Here is a 15,057-nt window from a genome sequence, read left to right as displayed (position 1 = left end):
AGCTTTCTCCGGTCAGCGGATTAAAAAATGGCAACGGAGTCCGGGAAGTTCCATTTCTCAATCAGTTGCTTGTAAGTGCCGTCTTTCACCAGGTTTTGCAGTCCCTGTTCCAGTTGCGCTTTGGTGGCGCTGTCGCCTTTACGGACCGCAAAAGCGATGTGGGTATCGGCTTCAAATTCAGCGCCTGCCGCTTCAAACACGCCGGGCTTCTCACTAAACAACGCAACGGTACCCGGCGTTGAGAGGAACTCCGCATCGGCGCGCCCCTGCGCAACAGCCACTGCCGAGTCCGTTGCCGCCGGGAACGTCATGACATTGATCGCGGCTTTTTTGGCGGCGAGGCAGTTCTGGTTATCCACCCGCGCCTGGCTCTCTTCGATACCGCCAAGGGTGACCGCCACGTTTTTGCCGCACAACGACAGATCGCGCCCGGTGATGCCGGCCGGATTGCCTTTACGCACCACAACGCGACTGCCGATTTTGAGGTAAGGAACAAAATCCACCTGCGCCGCACGCGCCGGATTGACGTACATCGCTGAATTAATGATGTCGAGACGTTTGCCCTGCAGTGCCGGGATCAGCCCTTTGAACTCCATTGGCATGGCTGCGGGTTGCAGATTGAGCGTCTTACTCAGCGCGGTTATCAACTCGATATCAAAACCGGTGAGCTTGCCGTCTTTCACAAACTCGAACGGCATAAAGGTGGCTGCGGTGCCGTAGGTCAGTTTGCCTGGGGCAACGCGATCGCTTGCCGCCTGGCTGATGATGGGCATCAGGGCCAGCGTGGCAAGCGCAAGTAACCGACCGGTAGAGCGAAATGAATTGCTGATCATCTGTGTCTCCTGGTAAACGTTTAAATTGGTTTTTATGATTCATAAAATACAATCATGGTGATAAAAAAACGTCTTCTCCTGGTGCACTCTGCACGCTTATCGTGCATGCATTGCTTTATATCGCAGCATTTTCCTCAACATGTTATTGTACCTTTAGTCGACAATAATACATTTCAGGAAATCCCGTTCTATGCAGCCTGACTCCTCCGCCAGCAGCCGTCGTATTGCACGTCAGCTACTTGACCTGATCTATGAAGCAAGATTCGATCCAGGTCAGCACTTACGTGAACAACCTCTGGCAGACGCGCTGGGCGTTTCCCGCACGCCGGTGCGGGCAGGACTTAAAGAATTGACCCGACTGGGCGCGGTGGAAGCGCGGCCCAATCAGGGATTTTTTCTGCTAAAAGGGGCAGATGAGTTACAGCAGCTGAACATTGAACCCCCGCAGAGCAGCGACCAGACGTTGTACGAGTTACTGGTACGCGATCGTATTGCCGGTGCCCTGCCCGAATCGTTCACCCAGACGGAAATCAGCCAGCGCTATGACGTTGATCGCGGCATTCTGACACGCACGCTGGTCAAGCTGTCGGAAGACGGATTAATCGCGCGCAATGCGGGACATGGCTGGCGTTTTCAGCAAACGCTTAACTCGGAAGTCGCGCTGCGCAACAGTTATGGATTTCGTCTGATGATTGAGCCAGCCGCCCTGCTCAGCCCGCAATTACGCGCGGACCGTGCCATGCTGAAGCGCCTGCGGGCACAGCATCTGCGATTGATTACCCATCCGGACCTCACACAGGTACCGGCGCGCGATATTTTTGAGACGGATGCCGCTTTTCATGAATCGCTGGCCGAAGCCAGCGGCAATCTGTTTGTGCTGCAGGCGATTCAACAGCAAAACCGCCTGCGCCGCCTGCTGGAATTTGGCAGCTACCAAAACAAACGGCGGGTGAAAGAGTGGTGCGAAGAGCACGTGGCCATTATCGACGCGCTGCGTGAAAACCGACCGCAACAGGCAGCCGAATTGATGAAAACGCATCTGCAATTCGCCTTCGATCAGGTATAGATGCGTAAACCGGGCGCATAACCGGCACTGTTTTTGCACATTACGATCCTGAAAATACAATCAGGAGGCAGTGATGGATTTGCAAATACAAGGGCGCGTGGCGCTGGTATGTGGTGCAGGCAGCGGTCTGGGTCAGGCGATCGCGCTGGCACTGGCGCAGGAGGGCGTGCGCGTGGCGGTAACCGGGCGCAACAGCAGTAAGTTGCAGGCAACGGTGGAGCGCATTACCGCTGACGGCGGTGAGGCGCAGGCGTTCCAGCTGGATCTGGCGGCACCCGACACCTTTGACAGCGTGCTGGAGGCGATTCGCCAGCGCTGGGGCGCAGTGGATATTCTGGTGAATAATTCAGGTGGGCCGCCACCCGCGAAAGCCGCGGGTACCGCCAGTGAACTCTGGCGACAGCAGTTTGCGGTGATGGTGGACGCGCTGATTCAACTGAGCGACAAGGTGCTGCCGGCCATGCGCCAGCGCGGCTGGGGACGCATTATCACTTCCACCTCGTCCGGCGTGGTCACGCCTATCCCCAATCTGGCGCTGTCCAATGCGCTGCGCATGAGCCTGCTGGGCTGGTCGAAAACGCTGGCAAGCGAGGTAGCCGCGGATGGTGTAACGGTTAACGTCCTGGTGCCGGGACGCATTGATACTGAGCGCGTCAGTCAGCTTGATGCGCTGAAGGCGCAGCGCGAAAACAGCACCGCCGCTGCCGTCGCGGCCCAAAGCCGGCGCAGCATACCGATGGGCCGCTACGGCGCGCCACACGAATATAGCGCCACCGCCGCTTTTCTCGCCAGTGAGCCTGCCAGCTACATTACCGGCAGCGTGATCCGCGTCGACGGCGGCCTGATCGATGCCGTTTAGCCGCTGATCGCGGTTTTAAGAGATGGGCATGCAATGACGACTGCCCATTTAACCGGTCACAATGCTCTTCTTTTACCTTAACGTCATCGCTAACGGTTTTGCTGGCTGAGCGTTGCCGCTGTGCCACTGCATCTGCTGAATTCACACCCCGGTTAATCAAAAAAAGACCACCGCACCGCCACACCACGGTGCACCCTGGCGGGTTTTGCACCAGCAGATCTCATAATCTGCGCTTATTACGGCATCAAATCTCCTGCTGAATCAAAGCTTCATGATTCTGGCATGCGGGTTGCTATGTCTTTGGTAGAGATGTTGGACCAATTAAGGCAAAGCGATGCATGACCCGACTGAACTCCATCCCATCATTCCCACGCGCAGCGATACGCTGATTCTTGATGCGCTCACGCGCTACATGGCGCATGCCGGCGCGCAGCCGGGCAGTCGCCTGCCGCCGGAGCGCGAGCTGGCGGAGAAACTGGGCGTCAGCCGTAATACGGTGCGCGAGGCGCTCAAGCGCTGGGAAGCACTCGGCATCATTGTGCGCAAAAAAGGCAGCGGCACCTTTCTGCAGGCGGAAGTCGGTCTGCATGACAGCTTTCTCTCTCTGCGCTTTAAAAACGACTCCGCCAACATGCTTCATGCGCTGGAAGTGCGCCGCATCATTGAGTCCGAATCCTGCGTGCTGGCCGCGCAGCGCGCCAGCGCCGACGACCTGCTGGAAATCGAACGGCGGCTGGAAGAGATGGAGCGTGTGCACCTGGCTATCGGTTCCGCCGGGCCGGAGGATTGGGCTTTCCACACCAGCATTTACCGCGCCGCCGGTAATCCGCTGCTGTTGCAGATGCTTAACGGCGTCTACGACACGCTGCACGCCTTTTTCGAGTCCCCGCCGGAGCAGGCGCTGTTTTCAGACTCGTTTCCCCTGCACCGTGAACTGTTTAACGCCATCCGCGCCCGCGACAGCCAGGCCGCGCGCGCCCTTTGCCACCAGATTCTTGATATCACCGAACGCGACATGAAGGACGTGATCCATGCCAAACGCTAAACCTATTGCGCAACAAACACTGCTGACCCACGACCAGCGCCACGAACAGGGCGCCGTAACGCCACCGATTTATCAGTCTTCGCTGTTTACCTTCAGCGATTACGACAGCATGATCGCCCGCTTTCGCGGTGAGAGCGACCAGCCGCTCTATTCCCGCGTTGATAATCCGACGGTCAAAGCGCTACAGGATAAAGTTGCCGCGCTGGAAGGCGGCGACGCCTGCCTCGCCTTTGCCAGCGGCATGGCAGCCATCAGCAACGCGATTTTGAGTGTGGTTCAGCCAGGCGCGAAAGTGGTCTGCGTCAATCATGTCTATCCCGATACTTACCGCTTTTTGCGCGGCTTTTGTCAGCGTTTCGGCATCACGACGCAGTTTGTTGATGGCGACGATGAAGCGGCGATAGCCGCCGCGCTGCCCGGCGCCAGCCTGCTCTATCTGGAAAGTCCCTCCAGCTGGGTGATGAGTGAACAGAACCTGCGGCAGCTGGCCACGCTGGCGCGCGATGCGGGCGTCGTCACGTTGATTGATAACAGCTGGGCTTCGCCCATTTTTCAGCAGCCGCTGCTGTGTGGTATCGACATCGTGGTGCACTCCGCCTCGAAGTACATCAGCGGCCACAGCGATGTAGTGGCCGGCCTGGTGATTGCCAGCCACCAGCACATCAACAACATTGCCCGTCACATTAGTCCGTTCCTTGGCGGCAAACTGTCTGCGAACGAAGCGTCTTTGCTGATGCGTGGCCTGCGCACGCTGCCGCTACGCATGAAGCAACATCAGCAAAGCGCCCTGCAGCTGGCGGAAAAGCTGCGCGACCATCCGCAGGTCAGCGCGGTTTGCCACCCCGGGCTCAATCCCCCTGAATGGTCCACGCTGCGCGGTTACAGCGGGCTGTTTTCCTTTGCCGTGACCGAACAGGTCGACATACCGCAATTCTGCAACGCCCTGCAACTGTTCCACATGGGCGTCAGCTGGGGAGGTTTCGAGAGCCTGGTGATGCCGGCGATTTCGGTCATTAATCAGGCCAGTGAATTTAATTCAGCCCAGGATTTTGGTGTCTCGCCGCGCCTGATCCGTATCTCTGTTGGCCTCGAAGAGACCGACGATCTTTGGACCGATCTGAATCAGGCACTTGCTGCCGCCACTCACCGTTAATCACGCTCCGGAGAACCAGCCATGACAACACGTTTCGCCCTGAAAGCCCTGGTACTCGCCGTGGGTTTAGGCAGCGCCTTTTGCAGCCTCGCCGCCAAACTCACCGTGGTGGAAGTTATTACCAGCCCGCCACGTACTGCGCTTCTGCAAAAAATGCTCGACGAATACAAGACGCAGCATCCCGGTACCGAGATTGAGCTGATTTCGCTGCCGTGGGGTCAGGCATTTGAAAAACTGGGCACCATGTTACAGAGCGGACAGGTACCGGATGTGGTGGAGATGCCCGATACCTGGCAAGGCTTATACGCCAGCAACAATATGCTGGAGGATCTTGAACCCCGCCTGAAAAGCTGGCCTGACAGCGCCCAGCTGACGGACAAAACGCTGGCAATGGCGCGGGCCGCGAACGGCAAAGCCACCATGGTACCGTACGGTTTTTACCTGCGGGCGCTGTTCTGGAATAAAAAACTGTTTAAGCAGGCAGGACTGAGTGAGCCGCCGAAAACCATGGACGAGTTTGCCCGTGATGCGAAGCGTATTAGTCAGTCAGGTAACGGTATCAGCGGCTACTGCATGCGCGGCGGTGTTGGGGGAACCAATGCGTGGATGATGTTTATGGCGGCGATGAACGGTTCGCCTGCCTTCTTTGATAAAGACGGCAACAGTACCTTAACCCAGCCGGGGGCGATAAAGGGAGCACAACTGCTGGTCGATTTGTATCAGCAAGGTGGCGCGCCCAAAGACAGCGTGAACTGGGGCTTTAACGAGATTGTCTCGGGCTTCTATTCCGGCAAATGCGCGATGCTCGATCAGGATCCGGACGCGCTGATCGCGATTAAAAATAGCATGGCGGCTGAGGATTTTGCTGTGGCGCCCATGCCGGTCGGACCGTCCGGTAAAGCCTTCCCGACCATCGGCTATACCGGCTGGGCGATGTTCAAACAGGGTAAACAAAACGATATCGCCTGGCCGCTGATTACCTTCCTCAGTAATAAAACCAACAACCTGGCGTGGGCGAAGTTTGTCGGCACGCTACCCATCTATAAAGGTGCGGAACAGGACCCGTTCTATCAGACGCCGCAGTTTGCCGGCTGGTTTAAGGAGCTGAACGATCCAAATTATGTGCCGCTCACCATGCCGACCCACCTTAAAGGCTGGGGCTATTTCAATTCGGTGATCGTGAAAGAGAGCAGCCAGGAGACGTTACTGGGCGAAAACGATACCAAAGATATGGTGCAGGACTGGGCCAGCTATCTGAGTAAAGAGCAAAAAGCCTGGCTCGCCAGCCAGTAATCTCGTGTAAACCGGAGCCCTGAAATGATGCCTGAAATCTCTCTTCCTGCCAGCCCGGCGCGCCGCCGCTGGCGCTGGACCCGGCTTGCTGAGCCATGGTGGTATCTGTCACCGGGCCTGTTGCTGATCGCCCTGTTCATCTTCGTGCCGATGGCGATCGGCATTTCTTACGCTTTTCAGAGCATGAACCTGCTCAATCCGCTGGAGAGCGGCTGGGTTGGCTGGGCGAACTTTGCGCAGATGCTCGACGATCGCCGCTTCTTTCGCGCGCTCGGCCATACCCTTAACTGGACGCTGAGTTCACTGCTGCTGCAGTTCTTTTTCGGCCTCGCGCTGGCGCTGCTGCTTAACCGCGAGTTTCGCTTTCGCCGCTGGGTGCAGGCGCTGGTGTTTTTACCGTGGGCGGTGCCGGCGTTTCTTTCCGGCCTGACCTGGTCCTGGCTGCTCAACCCGGTTGTGGGTCCGCTGCCGCAGTGGCTCAGCGACGTGGGCATTCTCGGTGAACCCTACAATATTCTTTCCGATCCGCAACTGGCGATGTGGGGGCCGGTGATTGCTAACGTCTGGTTCGGCATCCCGTTTTTTGCCATCACGTTACTGGCGGCACTGCAGTCGATTCCTAAAGATTTGTATGAAGCAGCAGCCATTGACGGTGCCAGCGGCTGGCAGCAGTTTCGCCGGGTCACCCTGCCGTTTCTCGCCCCGATGATCGCCATTACCGTGATGCTGCGTACCATCTGGATCGCTAATTTTGCCGATTTGATCGTGGTGATGACCGACGGCGGTCCGGCCGGTTCAACCTCGATTCTTTCCAGTTACATCTTCACCACCGCTTATCGCAAACTGGATTTTGGTTATGCCTCGGCGATGGCGGTGTGTCTGTTACTGCTGATGACCTGCTATGCGCTGGTATTGCTGCGCATCCGCCATCAGTTACTTAAGTAAGGAGTCTGCATGCGCCTGTTACCGTTGATCGGTCATCGTCTCAGCATCGCCGCCTATTTGCTGTTTGCGCTGTTTCCGTTGTACTGGATCATTAAAATTGCCGTCACGCCGGACAGGTTACTGTTCAGTCAGGGCGTGACGCTGTTACCTGGCGGTTTCACCCTGAGCCACTTTGCGAAGGTATTGACCGACAGTGATTTCCCCACGTTTTTTATTAACAGTCTCATTGTCTCCTGCAGCACTGCCGCGCTGACAACCTTGATTGCCGCGGCTGCCGGCTATGCCTTTTCCCGCTTTCAGTTTCGCGGCAAGATGGTGATGGCGGCCCTGCTGCTGTTTACGCAGATGTTTCCGCTGGTGATGATCATTGCGCCGATTTACCGGGTGATGGCCCCGCTGGGACTGACGAATAGTCTGCTGGGGCTGATTCTGATTTACAGCGCCTTCAATGTTCCGTTCGCCACCTTCCTGATGCAGTCATTTTTTGATGCCATCCCGAAAGATCTCGAAGAGTCCGCCATGCTGGAAGGCTGCACCCGCTTTCAGGCGCTGTACCGCGTGCTGATGCCGCTGACGCTGCCCGGCATGGCGGCGACGCTCGGCTTCGTTTTCACCGCCGCGTGGAGTGAGTTGCTGTTCTCACTGATGCTGATCAACAAAAACGAAGTCATGACCTTTCCGGTCGGGCTGCTCAGTTTCGTCTCCAAATTCGCCGTTTCGTGGGGCGAAATGATGGCTGCCGCCGTGCTGGCATTAATTCCAGCCTGTCTGTTCTTCGCTTTCATTCAACGCTACCTGGTTCAGGGACTCACCGCCGGTGCGGTTAAGGGGTAAATAATGGCTGAAATTACGCTGGCGCAAATTGAAAAGCGCTATGGCAACGTTGAGGTTCTGCGCGACATCAATCTGACCATTAAAGATGGTGAGTTCGTGGTGCTGGTCGGCCCGTCCGGCTGTGGTAAATCCACCCTGCTGCGCACCATTGCCGGCCTGGAGTTAGCGACGGGCGGTAATATCCATATCGGCAGTCAGCTGATGAACGAGGTGGCGCCGAAAGACCGCGATATTTCGATGGTGTTCCAGAGCTACGCGCTCTATCCGCATCTGACAGTCGCGCGCAACATGGGCTTCAGCCTTGAAATTCAGAAACGACCGCGTGCTGAGATTGAGGAGAAAGTCCGGCGAGCGGCGGAGATTCTCAGCCTGACACACCTGCTTGATCGCCGGCCAAAAGAGCTGTCGGGTGGACAACGGCAGCGCGTGGCGATGGGCCGCGCCATTGTGCGTCAGCCGCAGGTGTTTCTGTTTGATGAGCCACTTTCCAACCTCGATGCGCAACTGCGCGGCCAGATGCGCGTGGAGATCAAAAAGCTGCATCAGCAAATGCACAACACCATCGTTTATGTTACCCACGATCAGGTTGAGGCCATGACGCTGGCTGACCGCATCGTGGTGCTCAACCACGGCGTCATTCAGCAGGTGGGCACACCACTGGAGCTGTACGACACACCGGCCAATAAGTTCGTCGCCAGTTTTATCGGTTCATCGTCGATGAATTTTATCAACGGCGTGATGACCCCCAGCGGCGTGCGTATCAGCGACAGCGCTCAGTTGCCCCTGAATATGCACTGGGCAGCACAGGCCGCTGGCCGCGACGTCATTTACGGCATCCGTCCGGAAAACATCAGTCTGGCGCAGCCGGGTGAGCAGCATGCGCTGCCCCTTGAAGTGTCGCTGGTGGAGCCGACCGGCCTGTCCGAACTGATTCACGGTTCACTGTTTGGCCACCCGCTGATGCTGTTTACCACCCACCGTTCCGGCGCGCGCGCCGGTGATATTTTACCGGTCACGCTTGACAGCGAACGTGCGATGCTGTTCGACGCCGCATCACAGCGCCGCCTGTAATTGCAGGTTTAGGTGGTCATTTACGTTCAAAACGACCAGCGCACCCCGGCATTGTAGCGCCAGCCTTTGACGCCGTTGCCGGAAATCTCTTTGCGGTAATCCGCCTCGGCATACAGCGCCACGTTGTTGATAAGGGTCGCCGTGCCGCCGAGGCCGACGTCCCACATCTGGCCAAATTTGCCGCTGCTGAAGCTCTGGCTCAGGTCGCTGTCGCTGGCGCCGACCCCGACCTGCGCCGTACCGCCCCAGCCGCGGTAGTAGTTAGCGCGCAGATACGGCGTGTACTGGTTCTGACTGCTGTCCTGCCAGCTGCGCGCCACGCGTGCGCCGAGCCGGCCAATGGTTTGATCGTAATCGTTATAGGAGACGCGCGCGCCGTCAGCATCGGTAAAACTGTCCATGTTCATACGCAGCCAGCTAACCTGTGCCTGCGGTTCCAGGCGCACATCCCCCGCCAGCATCAGCGGATAGCCAGACTCGACTGACGCCGTCCAGCCGTGCCCTTTGGGTTTGGCGACCGCTTTCTGCCGCGCAATGTCGGTTTCGCCACGGTAGCCGCTCCAGCTCAGCGAGCCATCAACATACCAGCCACTGCTGCGCAGCCAGGTGCCATAAAGTGACAACGTATCGCTATCAAAGCTGGTGGAGCTGTACCCGTCAGCGGCATGCGGGCGAATGCGCGTGTTGCCGCGCGTATAGGCGACGCCGCCACGCACGCTATCTTCAGCGCCATCGGCGCGCAGCAAATTGCCGCCGAGCTGTACGGCGCTGTAGTTGAGGTCGAAATCATAACCCCAGGCATCCAGGCCGCGATTGCTTCGATACTGCAAATCCGACCCAAGGTAGCGGATAAACATCTCTGCGTTGTCCGCCGGCTGCTGGCGCAGTTCGCCGAGACGCTTATGCAGATCGTCAGTGACTGCCAGCGAGTAGTACGCCAGCCCGACCGGTGCGGAGATCCAGGACGGCACCTGCGGCGTAACCGCCGGACGCACCGCCTTAACCGCACTGCCCGCCTGCGGCTGGCACAGCGAGCCATCGCTGCAGATGAAATTGTTTGCCAGACGATAGTCCCATACGTTGCCGCCCGCGCTACTGCCCGGTGCAAAGCTGTACAGACCATACTGCCACGGCCCGGCTGCCACATAGCCATTGCTCAGCCTGAAGCTGTCGGCGCTGGCGCTGCCGGTCACCTGCACCAGCGAAATGCCTTCGCTGGCCGCGATGACATTGTCGCGATTGCTGTCCAGCAGCCCGCCGCCCTGCAGCCGGTCATCCACCCAGGTGGTGCCGCTGGCGTTACCGTTAACAAGCAGCACGTCGCTGTGGGTGGCTGTCGAATTGAGTTTCAGGCGGCCCTGCGCGGAGGCCAGACTACCTTCGATGGTCAGGGTATTTGCCGCCACATTGCCACCGTTGGTCAGGTCGAGCGTGCCGGCATTATTCACTACCAGCGAATCATTGCTGGCCCCCTGCAGCCGCGCGTTGACGCCATCGCCGGCGAACAGTGTGGATCCGGCATCGATATTAATGGTGCTGTGCGCCAGTTTAATGTTGTCGCTCAGCGTCCACTGCGTATCGATGAAGTTCAGCGTGCTCCAGCCCGCGCCGAGGTTGGTGCCTTTGGTGAGGTCGTCCTGCCGGAACGAACCGCCGCGCGCAGTGAGCTGGCTGAGGTTCAGCGTGCTATCCGCGCCGCCGCTGGTGATATGGCGGGTCTGGTTCAGGCTGATAGCCTGCACTGTCGCCTGATTGGCACTGCCGTCACCCATACTCAGGCCGCCATCCAGCGTGCCGCCCGTAACCAGCAGCGTATCGCTGCCGTTGCCGGTGTTCACTTCGCCCGTGACTTTGCCCGCCAGCAGTGCCACCACATCACGGGTCGCGCCGCCCGCCACTACCACCTGATCGGCGTACGGCGCATCCAGCGTGCCCTGGTTGATAAACACCGTCTCGCCGCCGCGCAGATCAATAAGCGGTGCGACGCGGCTTTGTGAACGGATGGTGCCCTGGTTGATCACCTGGCTGGCGCTGCGGGTGACAATCGCCGAACCGCCATCGGCATCGCGGATATCAATCAGGCCCTGAGCGATCACCCGTCCATGGGTGTTGGCACGCACGCCGGTGCCGCTGCCGTTGACTTCAATGCGGTAGTCGTGCCCAATCACCAAATCGTTGCCCGTGGTAGATCCATCTGCGTTTTCAAAGCGATAGCCGGTACCGCCTGCGCCGACGTGAATCTGCGCGCTGCCCGCCGGATCGAACGAGGTGGCAGAGCGAATGCCGGTGCCACCGTTAGCCTCGAAGCGCACATTACTCAGCGAAATATCACTGATGCCGGCGCGATTGTTCAGCGCAGTACCGCTGCCGTAAGCGCCGATGATGATGTCGTTGGCTTCAAAGCGCTGCGCACCGCTGTCGAGCAGCAAACCATCGGCTTTGCCGTAAGCCGCCAGCGTGCTGGCCCCCTGCCCGTCGCCGTAAATTATCATCGCGCCGCCGGAGCCCACGCGCAGCGCGGCGGTGCCGTCATTCACGCGTAAGGTGCTGTCGAGCGGTACATACTGGCCATAACCGCTGCTGACATCCACGCCGGTGCCGCTGGCGACGCTAACCGAGCCGCGGTTGATAAAGTTACCGCCATCATGCACCCGGGCCCCGGTACTGTTGCGGCCACGCAAATCCACTACGCCCTGCTGCTGATTAAACAGGCGCGCGTCGCCGCTGACATCAAACGCCGTGGCGTTGCGCCCGGTGCCGGTGATGAGCGAGGCAGCGTAGACCTCGGTGCCATCGCCTGTCGCCTGCGCGCCGAGGGTGTTTTTGCCGTTCAGCGCGATAAGGCTGGTAATGATCCCCTGCGCGCGATCGCTGGCGCGCAGCACGGTGGCACCCTTACCGGTGACCTGATAAACATCGGTGCTGGATACCAGCGCATCCGTCCCGCTGACCACGATGCCGGTGCTGTCCCTGCCGCTCAGCATGACGTTGCCAAAGCCCTGGTTGTACAGCCACGCGCCGTTGCGGATTTCATACAACGTCGAGTTACGACTGCTGACATCAACCGGGCTGCCGTTGACGATCAGGCGTGAGCCGGGATCAAAAGCCTGATAGCCGATCTGCTGTGCGTCATGGAACACCACGCGGCTGTTCGTGCCCAGCGTAATACGACCGCCGGCAAAGGCTTTCGCGCCGACCACGTTATCGCCGTACAGATTAATCGTGCCGTTCTGGTTAATCCGCCCCAGCTGGTGATACGAGACCGCACCGAAGGTGGTGGTTTGCTGGGTGCTCTGGCCGCTGTAGAGATTAAGCGTGCCGCTATTGTTAATCTCCGTCAGGGTTTTGCCGTCGCCGGCGCCTGGATAACCATCGGCGAACAGTGCCCGGCCGTTACGTAAAATGTTGATATCGCCGCGGTTGTCGACCGTGGCGCCATACTGCGCGTAGATACCCGTTACGCTTTCACCCCGCAGGGAGATAGCGCCACGATTCACCAGCCGCGCATGATTCATCACGGTAAACGGCTGCTGGTTATTGGCGCGGCCGTCTATCGCCGCCTGATTGATCAGTAAAGTGTTCGGGTCGAACTGCGTATTAGGGTTAACAACGTTACCCTGCAGCGTATAGCGATTACCGTCAGCGATGGCGACGCGGGCATCAGACCCGTTGAGGTGAATACGCGTTGCGGCATCAATGGTGGCGCGGGCGCCATCAGTGATAGTCAGTCCGCTGGCAAAGCTGGCGATGTTCAGCGTCGCGCCGTGGGTATCAATGTTGGTGCCCGCGCCGCTGCCGTACACACCGGTTGCAAACGGGCTATTCATCGACAGAGTCAGGCCGCGCCCGTCAAAATCCGCTCCCTGCTCGAGGCGAAAAATCGTGCCGTTCCACACGGAAGCGCTGTAGCGGCCGTTGGCCGGCAGATTAATGCGCGCATCCGGGCCGATACGGTAGAAACTGATCTGTCCGCTATCCAGCATGCTGTCGCTGCCGCTGGAGGTGGGAATGGCGCGGGCGCTAACGTTGACCGTTGCCTGGCCTTCAGCACGAATCCCGATGCCCGCTTTACCGCTGAGCCGGATTGGACCGGTGATATCAGCACTGGCGTGACCGCCCGGTTCGCCAGTTACCCACACCGCCGTATTGTTGGTGCCGCCAAAGCGGTCGGCGTCACCCGCCACGTTGATCGCCCCGCTGGAGAAGGCGTGCGCCTGATTGCCCGCCGTGGCGATCACTTTCAGGCCGGTGCTGTTATAGCCATTCAGATTGAGGGTGCCGCGGTTGCCCACCTGGCCGCCGCTGCCGGAATCCATCGCCAGCATGGCGATATTTTCGCGCGGTAGCGCCTGCGCCATACCGTTGACATCGATAACACCGTTATTCAGTGACACCGCATTGGGCCCGGCCTCGATGCGCATGCCAACGGCGTTCTCGACTTTTGAGCCGATAACAATACGACCATCATTGATGGCACGTGAGTCGAGCAGGCCGGAAATGGCGCTGATGCCACCGCCGAGGCTGACCGCGACATCCTGCGTGACGTCGCCCTTGTGATTTTGCGGTGTGCGGCCGAGATAAATCGTGCCATCGCGCGCGTTGACGAAGCTGCCCTCGCCGCTGAAACTCACCGCCGCTGCTGAGGAGCCGTTCGCCACATCGTTAATGCCGATGTTAATATTGCCGTGGTTGACCGCACTGCTGCTGCCGAGGAATAAGCCGGCGGTGCCCCACGGCGCATCACCGATATGCACATTGAGCACGCCGTTATTGCGGAAGTCGCTGTCATAAATCGCTGACACCGCCGTGCCCGCATAGCCGAGGGAATCCTCCGCCACGCCCCGTCCATTGGCGGCGTTGAAAAAACCGCTGTTGATGACACCATTATTGATACCGCGCGCGCCGCTGATCAGCTCCAGCGCGCCCGCTTCGGATGAGAGCGCGTTACTGGTCGCCAGTTTTCCGGCGATAATCGTCGTTGCACCGTTGCTGGCGCGCATCACGGCGCTGGCGCTATTAGCCACTTCCAGCGTTTTGCCGCGATTGATTTTCACACTGGCTTTCGCGCCATCGGCGCTCAGCACCACCTGATCGCCGAGAGCGGCAGCCACTTCATCATCGTAATTACCGGTGCTCATGCGGTAAACCACACGACCGTCGCGCAGGCTGAACGCCTGGTTCAGCGCAGCGTTATAACTTTCCGGGCTCAGGTTGCCGCCGCTAATCTGGTCAATCAGCCAGTCGTTATAGTTCCGCAATTCATTGAGGTTACTGACGTAATAGGCGTTGCTGCTGCCATCCTTAAGCGTGACATCAAACAGACCGGCGTAGGTCACCACACCTCCGGCATCAAATGCCAGCCGATCGCCACCGTACGGCGGCGTGGCGGCGGTAAAGCGGATACGGTTATTGCTGTCCCAGTTAATCTGGCCGTTATTACTGCTGGCAAATAACTGACTCTGTTTGGCAGCCATTGACCAGCGATTGGTGCTGGCGTTAGCGGCTGCGCCTTGCTGACCAATATTGATATTTAACCGGCCATTAATGACTGTCGCTACGCGCGCATCAATATATTGCTTATCGTTCACATCATAATAATCTGGCACTACCGTAGCGCCATTAATTTCCGCCGGCGTAATCATTTCCGCACTGTTATAAACCTGATAGACACGATAACTGCCTGTTTCTTCATCCGGAATACCAATAGCATAATTTTGTGCGCCGAGTTGCAGGCGGGGCTCGCCGATTAAATTGTCATTAATAATACGCCCAACCTTTTGTAGTTCACCCAGCGTGACGCTGCTCATGCCACTTTCTCCAACGGTAAAGCGCGGTATACCGCTTAGGGTCTGGGTTGAACCATTACATAAGCAATAAGCGCCAACTTTATTGTCGTTGCGTTCGGGAGTGAAAGGTTTTAATACCACCGCCGATACCGGTGTGGCAGACAGCATTAAG

The 15,057-nt window shown here is 58.5% G+C and carries 10 protein-coding genes; 8 read left to right on the top strand and 2 right to left on the bottom strand.

Translation table 11 applies throughout. The annotated features are described in order from the left end of the window. Positions 1–20: 20 nt before the first annotated feature. The gene (locus tag KOL70_RS18385; protein ID WP_369974301.1) at positions 21–773 is read right to left on the bottom strand and encodes an ABC transporter substrate-binding protein; all 753 of its coding nucleotides are present in this window, start codon (positions 771–773) and stop codon (positions 21–23) included. Between the two features lie 250 nt (positions 774–1,023). Here KOL70_RS18385 and KOL70_RS18380 point away from each other — a divergent pair, with 250 nt between their 5' ends. The 8 genes from KOL70_RS18380 (at position 1,024) to KOL70_RS18345 (ending at position 9,099) form a co-directional block, all read left to right on the top strand. After that, positions 1,024–1,899 carry a GntR family transcriptional regulator gene (locus tag KOL70_RS18380; protein WP_215481288.1) on the top strand — a complete coding sequence of 292 codons (876 nt, stop codon included), beginning with the start codon at positions 1,024–1,026 and terminating at the stop codon, positions 1,897–1,899. A gap of 73 nt (positions 1,900–1,972) precedes the next feature. Beyond that, positions 1,973–2,758, top strand: a complete 786-nt coding sequence (locus tag KOL70_RS18375) for an SDR family oxidoreductase (RefSeq protein WP_215481287.1) — start codon at positions 1,973–1,975, stop codon at positions 2,756–2,758. Positions 2,759–3,092: 334 nt separating this feature from the next. After that, positions 3,093–3,803, top strand: coding sequence for a FadR/GntR family transcriptional regulator (locus tag KOL70_RS18370; protein ID WP_215481286.1), 711 nt, complete (start codon positions 3,093–3,095; stop codon positions 3,801–3,803). After that, positions 3,790–4,956, top strand: coding sequence for a PLP-dependent transferase (locus KOL70_RS18365; RefSeq protein WP_104187406.1), 1,167 nt, complete (start codon positions 3,790–3,792; stop codon positions 4,954–4,956). The genes KOL70_RS18370 and KOL70_RS18365 overlap by 14 nt, the downstream gene beginning before the upstream one ends. A 21-nt stretch (positions 4,957–4,977) precedes the next feature. Beyond that, a complete protein-coding gene (locus KOL70_RS18360; protein WP_215481285.1) occupies positions 4,978–6,249 on the top strand; it encodes a sugar ABC transporter substrate-binding protein in 1,272 nt (423 codons plus the stop codon). A gap of 24 nt (positions 6,250–6,273) precedes the next feature. Beyond that, positions 6,274–7,194, top strand: coding sequence for a carbohydrate ABC transporter permease (locus KOL70_RS18355; RefSeq protein WP_215481284.1), 921 nt, complete (start codon positions 6,274–6,276; stop codon positions 7,192–7,194). Positions 7,195–7,203: 9 nt separating this feature from the next. Next, a complete protein-coding gene (locus KOL70_RS18350) occupies positions 7,204–8,028 on the top strand; it encodes a carbohydrate ABC transporter permease (RefSeq protein WP_021509079.1) in 825 nt (274 codons plus the stop codon). Between the two features lie 3 nt (positions 8,029–8,031). Next, a complete protein-coding gene (locus KOL70_RS18345) occupies positions 8,032–9,099 on the top strand; it encodes an ABC transporter ATP-binding protein (protein WP_215481283.1) in 1,068 nt (355 codons plus the stop codon). Positions 9,100–9,125: 26 nt separating this feature from the next. On the opposite strand, the gene KOL70_RS18340 is transcribed toward KOL70_RS18345, so the two are convergent. Then, positions 9,126–14,906: an autotransporter outer membrane beta-barrel domain-containing protein gene (locus KOL70_RS18340; protein ID WP_254185879.1), complete on the bottom strand. Its 5,781-nt coding sequence runs from the start codon at positions 14,904–14,906 to the stop codon at positions 9,126–9,128. Between the last annotated feature and the right edge of the window lie 151 nt (positions 14,907–15,057).

Origin of the sequence: Pantoea sp. B270, from assembly GCF_018726825.1 — a bacterium.
Lineage (GTDB): Bacteria > Pseudomonadota > Gammaproteobacteria > Enterobacterales > Enterobacteriaceae > Pantoea > Pantoea dispersa.
Note: the sequence above shows the minus strand (reverse complement) of the source record. Positions and strands in the feature narration are given on the sequence as shown.